The sequence below is a fragment of the Lysinibacillus sp. NPDC093692 genome (assembly GCF_050280125.1).
In the GTDB taxonomy this organism is placed as follows: domain Bacteria; phylum Bacillota; class Bacilli; order Bacillales_A; family Planococcaceae; genus Lysinibacillus.
The window spans coordinates 508,327-525,341 of sequence record NZ_JBNNUW010000001.1; the positions used below are offsets into that span (position 1 = coordinate 508,327).

11 protein-coding genes and 1 pseudogene are annotated in these 17,015 nt (G+C 30.7%); 10 read left to right on the top strand and 2 right to left on the bottom strand.

Annotation, left to right across the window (positions count from 1 at the left end; all coding sequences use genetic code 11):
• Window positions 1-10: 10 nt before the first annotated feature.
• A complete protein-coding gene (locus ACQKN4_RS02255) occupies window positions 11-196 on the bottom strand; it encodes a DUF5325 family protein (RefSeq protein WP_079559722.1) in 186 nt (61 codons plus the stop codon).
• A 138-nt stretch (window positions 197-334) separates the two neighbouring features.
• On the opposite strand from ACQKN4_RS02255, the gene typA reads away from it, so the two are divergent.
• From typA to ACQKN4_RS02280, 5 genes and pseudogenes are all read left to right on the top strand, one after another.
• Entirely contained in the window at window positions 335-2,179 is a 1,845-nt protein-coding gene (typA, locus tag ACQKN4_RS02260) for a translational GTPase TypA (RefSeq protein WP_079559723.1), read from the top strand.
• A gap of 30 nt (window positions 2,180-2,209) precedes the next feature.
• Window positions 2,210-2,608, top strand: a complete 399-nt coding sequence (locus ACQKN4_RS02265) for a YlaH-like family protein (protein ID WP_079559724.1) — start codon at window positions 2,210-2,212, stop codon at window positions 2,606-2,608.
• Between the two features lie 244 nt (window positions 2,609-2,852).
• Window positions 2,853-3,392, top strand: a pseudogene (locus ACQKN4_RS02270) (ABC transporter substrate-binding protein); the annotation flags it as partial.
• Between the two features lie 431 nt (window positions 3,393-3,823).
• A complete protein-coding gene (locus ACQKN4_RS02275; RefSeq protein WP_427482030.1) occupies window positions 3,824-4,255 on the top strand; it encodes a hypothetical protein in 432 nt (143 codons plus the stop codon).
• A gap of 84 nt (window positions 4,256-4,339) precedes the next feature.
• Window positions 4,340-4,471: a hypothetical protein gene (locus ACQKN4_RS02280; RefSeq protein ID WP_427482032.1), complete on the top strand. Its 132-nt coding sequence runs from the start codon at window positions 4,340-4,342 to the stop codon at window positions 4,469-4,471.
• Between the two features lie 232 nt (window positions 4,472-4,703).
• On the opposite strand, the gene ACQKN4_RS02285 is transcribed toward ACQKN4_RS02280, so the two are convergent.
• Window positions 4,704-5,642, bottom strand: a complete 939-nt coding sequence (locus ACQKN4_RS02285; protein WP_427482034.1) for a hypothetical protein — start codon at window positions 5,640-5,642, stop codon at window positions 4,704-4,706.
• A 633-nt stretch (window positions 5,643-6,275) separates the two neighbouring features.
• On the opposite strand from ACQKN4_RS02285, the gene ACQKN4_RS02290 reads away from it, so the two are divergent.
• The 5 genes from ACQKN4_RS02290 (at window position 6,276) to ACQKN4_RS02310 (ending at window position 17,015) form a co-directional block, all read left to right on the top strand.
• The gene (locus ACQKN4_RS02290) at window positions 6,276-7,412 is read left to right on the top strand and encodes an aminotransferase class I/II-fold pyridoxal phosphate-dependent enzyme (RefSeq protein WP_427482036.1); all 1,137 of its coding nucleotides are present in this window, start codon (window positions 6,276-6,278) and stop codon (window positions 7,410-7,412) included.
• Window positions 7,412-8,674 (top strand): MFS transporter, encoded by a 1,263-nt coding sequence (locus tag ACQKN4_RS02295; protein WP_427482038.1) that lies wholly within the window; start codon window positions 7,412-7,414, stop codon window positions 8,672-8,674. Before ACQKN4_RS02290 ends, ACQKN4_RS02295 begins: the two co-directional genes overlap by 1 nt.
• Window positions 8,675-8,848: 174 nt before the next feature.
• Window positions 8,849-12,211, top strand: a complete 3,363-nt coding sequence (locus ACQKN4_RS02300) for an AMP-binding protein (protein ID WP_427482040.1) — start codon at window positions 8,849-8,851, stop codon at window positions 12,209-12,211.
• A gap of 17 nt (window positions 12,212-12,228) precedes the next feature.
• Window positions 12,229-13,980 (top strand): AMP-binding protein, encoded by a 1,752-nt coding sequence (locus ACQKN4_RS02305; protein WP_427482042.1) that lies wholly within the window; start codon window positions 12,229-12,231, stop codon window positions 13,978-13,980.
• On the top strand, window positions 13,977-17,015 hold the full coding sequence (locus ACQKN4_RS02310) for a beta-ketoacyl synthase N-terminal-like domain-containing protein (protein WP_427482044.1): 3,039 nt from the start codon (window positions 13,977-13,979) through the stop codon (window positions 17,013-17,015). Before ACQKN4_RS02305 ends, ACQKN4_RS02310 begins: the two co-directional genes overlap by 4 nt.

Below are 17,015 nucleotides of genomic sequence, written 5' to 3' on the forward strand. Positions count from 1 at the left end.
TCAACATTTATTATAGTAAACCTTGCTCACGTAGTTTACGTTTCATTTTAAAGGCTGTCATGAAAATGACACAAGTAGCCACAATGCCTGCTATTATACCTAATACACTGCTAATTGCTACTGAATACCCGATAGAACACATTGCTAAAACAGCAGCTAATGCGTAAATGGCCATTACGAATTTTGCACGATTCATAGCCGAGCCTCCTATATTAAAAATTTGTAAATCAAATATATTTTTTAGAATGAGGAAAATTCTAATAAGGACATTTCTATCCTTCTTGTGCTATAATATCACAGTTAAACATTCGAAAAAAGAATATGGAGTGGAATAATGACAAACTTACGTCAAGATCTTCGCAATATCGCAATTATCGCACACGTTGACCATGGTAAAACTACTTTAGTCGACCAATTACTAAAACAATCAGGTACATTCCGTTCAAACGAACGTGTTGAAGAACGTGCAATGGACTCTAACGATATTGAACGCGAACGTGGTATTACGATTTTAGCTAAAAATACAGCAGTAAACTATGAAGGAACTCGTATCAACATCCTTGATACGCCTGGACACGCTGACTTCGGTGGTGAGGTAGAACGTATTTTAAAAATGGTAGATGGCGTTGTACTAGTTGTCGATGCGTATGAGGGTTGTATGCCACAAACACGTTTTGTGTTGAAAAAAGCATTAGAACAACGTTTAACACCAATCGTTGTTGTTAATAAAGTAGACAAAGATTCAGCTCGTCCACTAGAAGTAGTAGATGAAGTACTTGAATTATTCATTGAACTAGGTGCAGATGAAGATCAATTAGAATTCCCTGTTGTCTATGCTTCAGGTGTAAATGGTACAGCTTCTTTAGATGCTGATCCATCTAAGCAAGAAGCGGATATGAAATGTCTATTTGAGAAAATTATCGAAGCTATCCCAGCACCAATTGATAATTCAGAAGAGCCATTACAATTCCAAGTAGCTTTACTTGACTATAATGACTTCGTTGGACGTATCGGTATTGGTCGCGTATTCCGCGGAACAATTTCTGTAGGTCAACAAGTATCTCTTATGAAGTTAGACGGAACAGTGAAAAACTTCCGTGTAACGAAAATCTTTGGTTTCTTCGGCTTAAAACGTGAAGAAGTTGAGACAGCAAAAGCTGGTGACTTAATCGCCGTTTCAGGTATGGAAGACATCAACGTTGGTGAAACAGTTTGCCCTGTTGAGCATCCAGACGCGCTAACGCCATTACGTATTGATGAGCCAACTTTACAAATGACTTTCTTAGTAAACAATTCTCCATTCGCAGGTCGTGAAGGGAAATGGGTTACTTCTCGTAAAGTAGAAGAGCGTTTACGTGCTCAATTACAAACAGACGTATCTTTACGTGTTGAAGATACTGATTCTCCAGATGCTTGGACAGTTTCAGGTCGTGGGGAGCTTCACTTATCTATCCTTATCGAAAACATGCGTCGTGAAGGCTTCGAATTACAAGTGTCAAAACCACAAGTAATCGTGCGTGAAATCGACGGCGTGAAATGTGAACCTTTCGAACGCGTTCAAATCGATGTGCCTGAAGAAAATGTTGGTTCAATTATCGAATCAATTGGTACACGTAAAGGTGAAATGCTTGATATGGTGAACAACGGCAGTGGTCAAGTTCGTTTAACGTTCTTAGTACCAGCTCGTGGATTAATCGGTTATACAACTGAATTCATGTCGATGACAAAAGGTTTCGGTATTATCAACCATACGTTCGATTGCTATCAACCATTAGTACCAGGAAAAATTGGTGGCCGTCACCAAGGTGTACTAGTTTCAATGGAAACTGGTAAATCAACAACTTATGGTATGATGCAAATTGAAGACCGTGGTACACTGTTCTTGGAGCCAGGTACAGATATTTACGAAGGTATGATCGTTGGAGAAAATACTCGTGACGCTGATATCACTGTAAACATCACAAAAATGAAACAAAAAACAAACATCCGTTCAGCAAACAAAGACCAAACGAATGTTATTAAAAAGCCACGTATTTTATCACTAGAAGAAGCGCTTGAATACTTAGGTGATGACGAGTACTTAGAAATCACACCAGAATCTATTCGCCTTCGTAAACAAATTCTAGATAAAAACGAACGTGAGAAAGCAGCGAAAAAATTACGTAACGCAGAACAATAATTTTCCGCTGACATGAAAGGAAGAGGAGTCTTGGATATAAAGTCCGCTTTATTGGGTGAACTAAATGTTATTCAAGTTGCTGCATCAACAAATTCAGAGGAAACAACAAAGGTTTATGAGAGAATGGCAGGTATAACAAGATTTTTATATGAAAATTTACCGAGCTATGACATTGCAGGCTTCGTTGTATTTCTTCTTGTATTTGTACTTTCTGCAATTGTCTATAAATTAGGCTTTGCAAAGAAGTTAAAGCTATCTCAAAATATTGTCATTTATGCGTTCCTATTCCTGGGATGTATTATGTTGACATTTTTCGCGTTATTCCTACCTATGATTGAGGGTCTCATCGTAGCGGCGTTAATTTTAATTGTATATAAAACACGTATGTGGCGTGAAAAAAGAGAAGAGCAACAAGCTGCCAATCAATGAGAGTAGCTTGGCTCCTATACCGTGAAACTTGTATTGAGTTTTTAAGTAATAAAACAGCCTTAGCATTAATTTGCTAAGGCTGTTTTATTTTATCGTTTTAAGCCATCTACATATAAACGTTTGGCTACGGAACCCAATTTCTATCGATTGTGTCTCTCAAACCTAAATTGATTGGCACCGAAATCTTCTAGTGTGAATAAGTTAATGTCGATAGGCTTATTTCATCAATTAAGGAGGAAATGGAATGCGTTGGCTTAAAAAAAGTTTACTATTTAGTGTTATTGCTTTATTACTCCTTTCTTTAACAGCGTGTAATAAAACGGAGCTAGAAAAAGTCAAAGTTGGAGAAGTGACGCGCTCAATTTTCTATGCGCCGCAGTATGTAGCACTTGAAAAAGGCTTCTTCAAGGATGAAGGGCTTTCCGTTGAGCTACAAACAATTGCGGGTGGCGATAAGACAATGACGGCGTTACTATCTGATGGGATTGATATCGCCTTAGTTGGATCGGAAACTTCTATATATGTAACGCTCCAAGGCTCTAATGACCCGATTCAAAACTTTGCGCAGTTAACACAAACAGATGGTACATTTTTAGTTGCACGCGAAAAGATGGATAATTTTTCATGGGATCAATTGAAGGGATCTACATTTTTAGGGCAGCGTAAAGGTGGAATGCCACAGATGGCTGGTGAGTTCGTACTGAAAAAGCATGGCATTGACCCTACCTATGATTTAAAACTCATTCAAAACATTGATTTTGCAAATATTTCTACAGCGTTTGCTTAAGGGTGCAAAAAACACTACTATATATTGAGTGGCGATGTTACAGAATTGAGTAGAACCTATTTCATAACGCATCACAACATATGGTAGAGGATTTAATGTCAAACAGGATGACGAAAAAAAGAAATTTACTTTGGAAGAACCATCTGTATTCCTCATTTAAGAGAGCATCGGTTTCCATTTAATCACTTTTTCACCACATTAATAGGTTTTTGTGAACTGGAAATATCAGTTTATAGGAGGGTGTACTAATGGAGGCAAAGCTTATGTTATATATTGAAATACATCAATTACGTGAACGGAAATTTAGAATTGCCCAGACTTAAAATTTCACGCAATACTGTGTACAAATATTTAGATATGTCATTTGACAAAGCTATGGATGGGTTTAGTCATACAGGACGGAAAAAGAAGTTAGATTCTTATCAGGATTGATTAATTGGTTACGTGAATATCCAAGCTTAAGTGGTGCCCAAATCTACGATTGGCTGCTAGAGAATTTTTCTAACATTAAAGTCGGAGAAAGTACTGTTCGGCGATATGTAAATAAAATGCGCGAACTTTATCAAATTGAAAAGATAGATGAGCCACGAGAATATGAAGCAGTGGATGACCAGCCATTGCTCATTTTATTTCCATATGAAGGCGCAGAGCAATATATTCAAGATGTTTGTTATACATACGGTCGCTATCGACGTGACCAGCTGTTACTTTTCAAAAAAATCGCAACAGAAAGTCCAGAATGGATTTCTAGAGCAGTAGAAAAATGTATTCAAGAAAAATTGTATAGTGCTAATGAATTTCGGACGTTGTCGCTTATTTTAAGCGTACGAAAACAGAACCCGGAATTGAAGCAGCTGTAGAGGTAGAACCTAAAACAGCCTGTAACAATAGCAGTACAAACAAGGGACTTACAAGAGTACATTCACCGTATGGGAGGCAAATAAATGAGTAAAAGTGTAGTAGATATTCAAAAAGCATTTAAACAATTACGATTAGTTGAAACAGCGGAGGGGCTTCCAGAGCTTCTTCGCGAAGCAGAACAAGTATCTTGGACGAGGGCCTTTCACAAGGTGTAGTACGCCCTTTATAAGAAACATTTTTAAAACACGAAAACCTTATCTCATGCATTTTGATTAATTCTGTTCAAAATGTATGGGGTTTTTCTGTTAAAGCAGGCATAAAAAAAACTGCTGATTTAATATCAGCAGTACTAAGTTTTGTTATCAATAGATATATAGGTATTGGATAATTATTTACTATGGCAAATATACGTCGTTTTATAATAAGTCTTAAAAATTATCCTTAAGATCAATCAGATACTTTGTTTTGTAAATAACTTAATAAATCATTAATTTTATATTCTTTATGAGATAGGTCCATGATTTTTGATTGAGGGATATTGTTTAAACCAGAAATAATATAAGGTAATGAGGTTCCCCAGTCATAAATTTTTTTTAACTCTATAAATTTTTCTACAAGATCTTCAATTTTTGAGAAGTCATATGCTAAATCTCTTTTATGTATCTCATAAGTACAATAAAGTTCAGTTGCAAGATTTCCAGCTCCACGTCCAATTCCAGTAATAGTAGAATCAATAATATCTGCTCCGCTTTTACAAGCTGAAATTGAATTACTAAAGGCCAAAGATAGATTATCATGACCATGAAAACCTATTGGTATATTGCAATAACTTTTAACCTTATTGATTTTTTCAGTAACTTCATCAGGATAACAGGAGCCAAATGAATCGACTAAATAAATAAAATCAACGTTAGCAGAATCATTAGCTACTTCACAAATTATATTTTCTAATTCGTAAAGGGTTATTTGTGACAAGTACATTATATTCAAAGCAACTTCAAATCCAATATCTTTAATTTTTCTTGCTAATTCTATTCCATGATTTATATTTTGTGGCGATACTGCAATCCGTATTAAATCGACATAATTTTTACAGCTATATAATAAGTCATTTATATGATTAATATTTTTATATTCTTTAGCATTAATCATAACTGCTATTTTTTTGCTTTTATTTAAATTATTCCGTATTTTACGAATGGTTTCTAATGGTAAATAATAAAAGTCCCCATAATCCTTATCAGGTAAATTTCTGAGATAACCAATTTCTATATAATTTATAAGCGGTAAACTAGAAATAGTATTAAGATAATCATCTACCAATTCTTCTGAAAATTCCCAGTCAGTATAATAACCACCATCTCTAAGAGTGCAATCGAGTAGCATATAGAGTCCTCCCCTCAATTAATAAAAATAATTACAAAATTTGTATATTTATATTAACAATAATACTTATATAAAGTAAAAGTCAATGATATATTTGAATATTCGAAAACTTAAATCTACCATTGACAAATAATCAGAATATTGATATTTATTAAAAAACGTAAATTTTCCTAAATTATTACATGTAAAATAAAGGGGTATTAAGGAATCTGAAAAAGTCAAAAATCACTTAAAAAATAATTGACAAATAATTAAAATATTGGTAATTTTTAAAAAAGGATAAATTTTCTAAAAAGTTGACCGAAATTTTAAGGTTTTGTGTAATAAAAAAATATAGTTAAAGAATAATTGACAAATAATTAAAATATTGGTAATTTTTAAAAAGATAAATTTTCTAAAAAGTTGACTAAAATTTTAGGGTTTTATGTAATAAAAAATCTAGTTAAAAAATAATTGACAAATAATTAAAATATTGGTAATTTTTAAAAAAGGATAAATTTTCTAAAAGTTGACCGAAATTTTGGGGCTTTGTGTAATAAAAAAATCTAATTAAGTTAGAAAGATACATAAAAATAATTTAAATTACTGTTACTTAATAAAGAATACATTTTCAAAAAGAGAGGAGGGCAAAGAATGCTGTCTAAATTTGTTGAAGAATTACCTGAACATTACATATCCAAGATTATGAAAGAAATTAATAATATAGAGAACTGTATTAATTTAGGACAAGGTAATCCTGATATGAAAACTCCATCATTTATTACAAACCATATGAGCCGAACTATTGAATCCGGAGTTTATTCTGGATATCCTTCTTTTACCGGAAGTGAGGCCTTAAAACTTGAATTAATTAATTTATATAAGAGTAAGTTTAATGTTCATTTAGATATGGATGAAGTTGTAATTGTTCCTGGAGGGAAAACGGCTCTTTCGATGATTGCGACTACGATTTTAAATTACCACGATAGGGTTATAATTCCGGATCCGTACTATCCCGATATATTACCTGTTCTTAATTCTTTAAAAGTTAGTATTGATTTTCTTCCTTTAAAGAAAGAAAATTTCTTCCTACCGCGCTATTCTGATTTGCCAATTGAAATTTATGAGTCAGCCAGAATGATTTATTTAAACTATCCAAACAATCCAACTGGAGCAGTTGCAAATGATTATGTCTTTGAGGAAATTATTAGTCTTGCCCTAAAAAATAATTTTTATATATTACATGATTTTGCTTATGGAGAAATAGGTTTTGATGAAATAACTCCACGTAGTTTTCTTAGTTATAACAGTAGTAAAAATGTGGGGGTTGAACTCTATACTTTTTCTAAATCCTATAACATGGCTGGAATGAGAATTGCCGCTGTAGTAGGAAATAAAGAAATTATTTCTGGTATTGAAAAAATATTGTGTAACTTTTATACAGGTGTATATGGCGCTATTCAAGAAGCTGCAATAATAGGGATTCAAGAGGGAGAAGAATACAAAAAGAAAATTGCAAAATGTTATGAAGAGAGAAGGAATATTTTTCTAGATAATTTTTGCAACAAAGAGGTTCTTGCCCCTAAATCAACTTTTTATTGTTGGATTGAGATTCCCAAGAATTTTACTGACTCGTATCAATTTTTTAGACACTTACTATATGAGAAGAAAATAGGTGTATTTCCGGGTGGTGGATTTGGTTCTCAAGGAGAAAGATATGTGAGAATTTCCTTACTTGATACAAAAGAAAATTTACGATTGGCAGCTAAACTTATTGGAGAGTGTTACTAGTGAAAACAACATATATGGATGTATTTAAAGTTAAAGGTATTTCTAGCTTATTTATAATTAACTTTTTGCTGAGGGCAGGAGCTTGGATGTTTAGTACAGCAATAGTTGTATTTACTCTAAAGGTATTTGGTTCCTCCGCTTTAGCTGGGACAGCTGTGTTTTTCAGTGGTATTTTTAGTATATTAATGGGTCCTTTTACTGGAACAATTATTGACAGATATAATAAATCTTTCATTATTAAACTATCACTATTTTTGACAGGAATAGGAATTTTATTGATTCCTATCCTTAACAACTTTGATGTTTTGCCTAAATTTCTCTTTATTGGATTGATAATATTCACAGGTCTAACTAGACCAGTTGCTTTAACTGCTGTAGCTACTCTTTTTCCAATTTTAATTCCAGAAAAGTATTGGGATAAAGCGAATGGTTTAGATGGGGTCAATCAAGAAGTGTCTGTAGTTTTTGGACAACTTTTAGTCGGAACTCTTTTTGCTTCTTTATTACCAGAAGTGGCCATGGGTATTGTTGCAATGTTTTATTTCTTTGCAATTATTTTTGTTAAGAAAGATATACCAAGCACTAATTCAAGTAAAGATACAGCTTCGAACATCAAAACAATCTTTGATGAAACATTACAAGGTATTACTTATGTGTTTAAACATAATAAAACATTAAAGTCTCTATCTTTAAATGTTCCTATTTATGTAATAACTTTTGGAAGTTTAACAATTTTACTACCCTTAATTGTGTATAACCATTTAGATGGAAATGAGTTCTATATAGGATTACTTTGGGCAATAGAGGGAGTGGCAGCTCTTCTTTCCAATTATTTTTTTGGAAAAGTAAATACAAAAGGGAAAGAAAAAAGATATCTATTAACTGGTATGGGAATTAGTTTAATTGGTTTTCTACTTTTAGCTTTCTCTGCAAATATATATCTATTAATATTGAGCCTTATGTTTATTGGAGGAACTCAAGGGTTAGTAGATGTAAGTTTAAATTCTCTTAGACAACGGGTTACTGATCCTATATGGTATGGTCGTGCTTTTGCTATTAACGGTACGGCTATAGGTTTAGGAATGCCTGTGGGATCACTTATTGCAGGTTATTTTGCTAAAGAGTGGTTTGAAATTACATTATTCTTACCTATTGTTGCTGCTACACTTGCATGTCTTTTTATAATGAAAACTTTAAGTTCAGAAAATACTGAAATAAATAAAATACCTGATGAAATGTCTATTGAAAGAAATGTAAATTAAAAGAGTCTTTTGAAAGGAGGTGAGACAAATGATTTCTCCGATCGTTGGGTTATTATCAGAAGATACAGTAAAAGAATTAAAAAAAGCTTTTGCTGAGCAAAATGAGAAGTAAATTGTATCAATATGCCAACTGTTAATTTAGTTGGCATATTCTTTACATAGGAGGAGAATGGTTTGAAATTAGTTCAAATTTTAAAAAAAAGAGCTGAAACTCAGGCAGATCATGTTGCATATATTTTTTTAGAAGATGGAGAGAGTAAAGAAAATATTATTACATATTCAGAACTTTATACTAAAGCTAAAGATATAGCTAGATATTTACAAACTAAATACAAAAAGGGCGATAAAATATTAATAGCTATGCCTTCAAGTATAGAAACAATAGAATTAATTTATGGAATTTTAATAGCCGAAATGATTGTAATACCTTGCAATACCCCAGGTGAAATAACTTTTAACGAGAAAATAAACTCTATTTTACAAGACACGGAAATTAGTTTAATAGTTGTCAATTCTCATTCTGATTCACAACAGATTAGTATGGAATTCGAAAAAGAAATCATCGTTTTTAATGATTTGAAAATAGAAAATACTAGTGATTTATTTATAAATGAAGATAGTTCAACTACTGCTGTAATCCAATATACTTCAGGCTCCACTTCCCGACCTAAGGGGGTAATAATTAGCAACGAAAACATTAACTTTAATAATATTAATTTAGAAGAACATCTTAAGGGTAATATTGGAACGATTGTAACTTGGCTACCGATCCATCATGATATGGGATTAATGGGAAGTTTATTTTTTGCTATGTATTGTGGTGAAAAATGTGTTGTAATGACCCCATCTCATTTCCTCAGAAAGCCTATAAGATGGTTAAATGCAATAAGTACATATAAGGGAGTAATTAGTGCGTCTCCTAACTTTGGTTATAAATGGTGTATCGAAAAGATCAGTCAAGAGGATTTAAAAAATGTAAATTTATCTTCTTGGAAAATAGCGATAAATGGCTCAGAACCAATTGATGATTTGGTTATTAAAGAGTTTAATGAGAAGTTTAAAGAGACGGGATTTACTTATAATTCTTGGATGCCATGCTATGGTATGGCAGAAGCAACTCTATTCATTAGTGGGATAGAACCAAAGGAAAACCCGAATATTATTAATGTGTTAACCTCGTCTTTAAAAAATGAATCACTAAAGATATCTAGCTCCAACACAATCCAAAATACAAAATTTGTTTCAGCAGGGATACCAAAAATAGAAACCAAGATAATTAATCCTAATAATGACTTTTTGGAAGAACTTGAATTAGGTGAAATTGTTATTAAAGGTAACAATGTATTTAATGGTTATATTAATTATAAAGATAAAGATATGTGGATTGATGGATTTTTCAAAACGGGGGATATGGGCTTTTTTTACAAAAAACAGTTATATATCACTGGTAGAAAAAAGGATATGATTATTCTTCATGGGGTTAATTATTATCCAGAAGACATAGAAAAACAAGTTACTCAAACTATAACAGAGTTGAAGAATTATAGAAATGTTTGTTTTTCTATTACTTCTCATGGAGAAGAAAAAGTAGTTTTCATTCAAGAGGTTTTAAAGAAAGACAAAGAAAATTTCGATGAATTTACTAATAAAATTAGAGAAACCATTAATAATAAATACGGAATAGATATAAATAAAATTTTATTAGTAAGGAAAAATTCATTATTAAAAACTTCAAGTGGAAAAATAAAAAGAAAAGCTATTAAACAGTTGTTTGAGGAAGACAAAATTAACTATTTATACGAGGGCATTATTCACGCATCTCATAATATTAAACAAAATCTGAATGATTTTGTTTCGGAACTGTTGGATTATCCTATTGAAAAAATAGATTTATCAGAACCTTTAGTGTCTTACGGCCTTAATTCAATTAAACTTGCACAATTGGCAGAATATATTTATATGAACTGGTCCAAAGAACTAGATTCTACAAAAATCTTAAATATTACTCTGAATGATTTACTTGACCTGAAAGGAGAAAATTCTAATTTTTATAAAGTTCCAGAGAAATTTAGGTTAGCAAAGAATTTAGAAAGTATATGGTTTCAAAGTGAAGTTAAAAAGAACTCTTATTACTCATTAAATTCATTATTTATTGTAAAGAATTTAAACAAATTAGCTCTTGAAGATGCAATTAATAGATTAATAATGAGACACCCTATGTTAAGATCAGGCTATCATAGCGGACAATCTAATATACATGGATATATAAAAGAAAAAATAAATTTTCAAATTGTAGACGTAAATGTTAATAATGAAATAGAATTTGAAAAATTCCTAAAAAAAGAAGTTAATACTCGCATTGATTTAAATAAACCACCTTTACTAAAGGTTATTTATATCAAGACTGATAAAAATAATTATTTATTATTTAGAATACATCATATAATCACAGATTTTTGGTCATTGTCTCTATTATATAGCGAAATAAAAGAAATCTATGAACGAAAAGAAGAAAGTTTAGATTTTGGTATAGATGAATTTTATGTAAATGAAAGTAAAGGTATTGATCATATTGATTCCGATAAAGAAAAATTCTTCAGGAATTATTTTAATAAGATAAAGCCTTTAAAATTAGACATTGAACGTAATAATAATGAAAATACTTTTAACTTTATGTTGGAGAAAAATATTCTTGATTCCAATATGAGTAAACGAATCAAAAATTTTTGCCTTCAAAATAATGTATCAGAGAATATTGTTTTTTTAAGTGTATTTATTATTCTTTTAAATCGTTATACTCACCAAAAAGACATCAGTTTAGCTATTCCTTATCATGGAAGAGTTAGCCCAAAAAGTTATAGAAGCCAAGGCAATTTTGTAAAAACTATCCCTATAAATTTTGAATTAAAAAATGAAATGAATTTTTTAGATATTATTGCTGGAGTAAATAATGAATATTTAAGAATGATTAGTGAATTCAGTGCTAATCAAGGCAGTGCATATAATAACTATTTAATTAACAATAATAAAGCTTTTGAGACAAACATCTTATTTACTTACAGAGATTTACCGAAATTAAAAAATTTAAATCGATTGAATTTAAATAATACATTTGAAATAGGAAATACTCAACTTAAGTTAATAAGAAGAGAAGAATTGGAAAAGGAATCAATCTACAATATTGATTTTCTAATTGAACAAGATACAGATCACTATTTTATTTGGCTAAAATATAATAATTGTTTATATGAGACTGATAAAATAAAAAAATTTATTAATCACTTTTTGATATTGTTTAATAAATTAATTCATAATGAAGAAAAAAGTATATCTAACTTTAGTTTATTGGAAGATAACTCAGAGATTCTTTTAAAGAAGGATAGTTTTGAAAGTAATACTACTATTAAAAAAGAGCTAATTAATCAATTCGAAAAAAACGCCAACAATATAGCTGCTAGTTTTAATACAAAAGAAATATCATATGAATTCTTATATGAAAGGGCAAAAAAATTAGCATCAATATTGAAAAAACTATAAGAGAGGAGGGAAATGTTTTGGAAGGAAATCAAAAGCATATTGGTGTTTTTGTAGAGAATAAGCTACATTTTTTAGAATGTTTGTGTGGGATTATTTTGTCAGGAGATATTATAGTTCCTTTAAATATAGAATATAGTAATAGGAATATTATCAAAATTATTAAGGATTGTGAGATCGATACAATCCTTACAGAAGAAAAATTCCTAAAAAAATTTGTAGATATTAGTCTAATTAAAAATATAGTTTTAATAGATAAAGACAATGAAATGATTACACAAAGTATAGATAAAACAATAATACCAATTGGATTAGAGAAAACAGAGCTGTTAGATACTACCATAAGAGACGTTGAGGATACCCAAGATAATTTTGTCTATGCAGTCTATACTTCTGGTAGCACTGGTAGTCCAAAGGGAATTCGAGTTAGTAACTATAACTTAATGCACCTATTTAAATGGTTAGATAAATTTTTTGAACTATCTGATAAGACTATTAGTTTTCAACATCTATCTTTAAACTTTGATTTTGGGTTAAAAGAGTTATTTAATGTCTTATTAAACGGAGGGAAATTAATACTAAGTACAAATGAGGAAAAATATAATCCTTTCAATGCTGTTTCTAAAATTAATTTGGAAAATGTAAATATGCTATATACAACTCCAACAATGTTTCGAGAACTTTTAAATCAGGAAGTAAATTTACCATCACTTCGTTTAATTTGTTTGGGTGGTGAAGCTCTTGATTATTCCTTAGTACAGAAAGCTAAAAAATTTTTAAGAGATGATGTATCAATATTTAATGGATATGGACCATCTGAAACTAGTATTAACGCTTTAATGTACAAAGTTGATTGGAAAACAGTTAATAGAAATGATATTAAAGCTCCCGTGCCAATTGGTACGCCATCGGGTAATAACAACGTTATTTTGTTAGATGAAAATTTAAACTTATTACCTGAAGGAGTAGAAGGAGAAATATATATTGGGGGACCCGGTGTCACTAATGGATATATAAACGAACCTGATTTAACTAGAAAAAGTTTTATAACGCTTAACTTTGAGGGGAATAAATCAGTTTACTATAGAACTGGAGATTTAGCTATTTATAATGAAAAAAGAGAACTAGTATTTATAGGAAGGAAAGATGAGCAGGTTAAAATCAGGGGATATAGAGTGGAACTGAAAGAAATTGAGAGTATATTAAATCAACTTTCTTTTGTGAAACAAAGTGTAGTTATTTATGAACATAAATTGGTGGCCTATTTAGTTTTAGAGAAAGAGATCCATTCGGTAAGAAATGTAATATTTAAAGAATTAAATAATCAATTACCTAGTTATATGATTCCCGGATTTTTAGTACAAATTCCGGAAATTCCAAAAAATATAAACGGTAAAACAGATAAAAAGAAATTACAGAGTTATTCGGAAGAAGAAAAAATATTATTAATTTCTTCTTCTATAACTAAAAATAAGACAGAAAAGCGTATTCTACAATGTTGGGAGGCGATAATTGGAGAAGGAAAAGTGGAATCCATAGACACTAATTTTTTTGAAGTTGGTGGACATTCGTTGAATGCATATAAATTATTAGAAGTATTAGAGCAAGAATTTAATCGTAAATTTAAAATAATGGATATTTTTGAGTATTTTAGTATACTAAAATTTCGCAATTTTCTTGAAAATGGAGAGCGACCAATTATTAAAGATAAAAGCTTAAAAGATAAGCATAATATTATGCAAGAAATTAGAGAGCGGAGGAAACAATTATGAGTAATAATGATATCGCAATTATAGGTTTAGCTGGTATTTTTCCAGATGCAATTGATGTAGCGCAATATTGGGAAAATATTTCTAATAAAAAAGAGAGTATTAGAGAATTTTCGGATGAATATTTAATCAGTCAAGGAGTTAATGAAAAATCCTTAAAAGATCCTAATTATGTTAAAGCGGGAACGATGCTAGAAGGTGCAAAAGAATTTGATGCTGAATTTTTCGGATATACGCCTAGGGAAGCAGAAATTATGGATCCACAACAGCGAAAATTTTTAGAAGTTGCATGGGGAGCATTTGAAAACGCCGGGTATTCAACTGAATCTAATACTATTAATAGAATTGGAGTTTTTGGTGGCAGTACAATGAATACCTATATCCTACAAAATTTAATAAAAGAACGAGATTTATTAAATTTCTTGGGTGAACAACAAGTGATGATTGGAAACGATAAAGATTACTTAACTTCTCGAGTTTCTTATAAATTGAATTTTAAAGGCCCAAGTATAGTTGTTCAAACTGCTTGTTCTAGTTCATTATTTGCTATTCATTTAGCATGTCAGCACCTATTAATTGGTGATTGTGATATGGCATTGGCCGGAGGATCCTCTATTCGTATGCCATTAGAAAAAGGTTATAAATATACACCTGGGGGTACTTCTTCAAAGAATGGTCACTGTTATGCATTTGATAAAAGAGCAAACGGTAGTGTAGTTGGAAGCGGTACTGGAGTAGTTGTATTAAAAAGACTTGAAGATGCTATTAAAGATAATGATACTATTCATGCAGTAATTAAAGGATCAAATGTTGGAAATGATGGATCTGATAAACCTGGTTTTAGTGCTCCTAGTATACAAGGACAGGCTAGAGTTATTAATGATACATTCTCGTTGACAGGAATTAGTCCAGAAAGCATTCAATATGTTGAAGCTCATGGAACAGCAACACAACTAGGCGATCCTATAGAGTTTTCAGCACTAACTAATGGATTTAATAAATCTTCCAATGAAAAGAACTATTGTTCTTTAGGTTCTGTAAAAACAAATATTGGGCATCTTGATGCAGCAGCAGGGGTTGCTGGACTTATTAAAATTGTAATGGCTTTAAAAAATAAAAAAATACCGGCAAATTCCAATTTCGAGAGTCCAAACGAAAAGATTAATTTAGAAGAAAGCCCTTTTTATATTAATAAAGAAATACTTGACTGGGAAATTGAAAATGACCAGCCAAGAAGAGCTGCAATTAATTCCATAGGAATGGGAGGAAATGATGCTTTTATGATTTTAGAAGAGGCTCCTGCCCAACCTATTGAATCACTAACAAAGGAAAATAATCTTTTAATTCTATCTTCCAAAAATGAAGAAGCATTAAATCGATATAAAAAGAATCTGTTGCAATTCTTGATTGACAAACCAGATACTCCTTTGACTGATTTAACTTATACTTTACAAGTTGGTCGTAATCAATTTGATAAAAGATTTACTTGCGTTTTTAGTGATTACAATAACTTGATTCAACAATTATCTACTAATAAGATTGAGAAACAAAATACAAATAAAAATTCGGAATTGACTTTTATTTTTGGTGGGAATGGTTCCCAGTATATTGATATGGCTAAAAAGTTGTATCAAAATAACTCACATTTTAAAAATATTTTAGAAAATAATAATAATAAAATAAACGAAATTATTGAATTAGATTTACTAAACGATGTTATAAAATTCGAAGATACAAGTCTGCAAGTAAAACAAAAAATTAATGATAACAAGAATTCTGAATTATGTTTATTTTTAATCGAGTTTAGTTTAGCCGAATTTTTAATTAATCTAAATATACTACCTAAATCTGTATTAGGTTTTGGTATAGGTGAATATGTCGCTGGCACTGTATCAGGTAGAATTGAATTTAAGAAAGCAGTTGAATTAATTAAATTAAGATCAAACTTTATTGAACAAGATCCTAATAAAATTGTATTAAAAGTTAATTCAACACTCGAATTAATATCTGAATATATAGATGACTCGGTAAAAATTCTAACCTCTTATTCGGATTCTCTTCATATTTTAAAGGGAGATATTAATAGCATTAATGATATTGAAAGAGAATTATCAAAAGTAAATATTAAATGTGAAAAATTATTTAACTATTCGACTCTTAATGATTTAGAAATTAATAATTATATTACTGAAAATCAAAAGGTTTATTGTGAAAAAGATGAAGCAATTCCTTTAATTAATGAAATAGGGTATACCTCTTATTCTACGAATGAAATTCAAACTAAATATAATAGTGCTTTAAGTAGCCTAAAAGAAGATATTAATGAGGAAGATTTTATTGTAATAATAGGTCATGATGAGCTTATAGAAACAGCATTAAAACAGTATAATTTTAAAAATGTTCTAAGTATATTAAATGGAAATGCAATACTTGATTATTCAACATTTTTAACAACATTGGGTTGCTTATGGAGCAATAACATTGATATAAATTGGAAAGAGTTTTGGAAAAACCAACAGGTAATGAGAATTCCTGCACCAACTTATCCTTTCAGTAAAACTGTTTATTGGATTGATGAAAAAGCTGGGGTGAAACAAAAGCATGTTGAAATTCCTTTACCTTCTTCCGTAGAAGTAGAAAAGAAAGAAGAAAAAAAAGACCGAGAGGATTCTCCTAAAGAAAACAAATATTATGACAGAGAGCAAATTAAAGAAGAGTTGCTTTCTATATGGAAAAAAGCCACAGGTTTTGAGGAGATAAATGTAAAAGATGATTTGTTTGACTTGGGGGGGCATTCTCTAATGGCTACTCAGATTGTTTCTTCAATTCGAGAGAAATTTTCTGTCTCTATTTCTATCGACGATATGTTGGAAGATGCATCAGTAGAATATATCTCTGATTTAGTTTACCAAGAATTAAATTCTTTAGAAGAAATATCTGAGGATGATCCAGAAGAAAAAATGAAATCGGAAGTTCTTGAGAGAATAAACTCATTATCAGATGAAGAAGTTAATAAAATTTTACAGGAATTGAGGTAG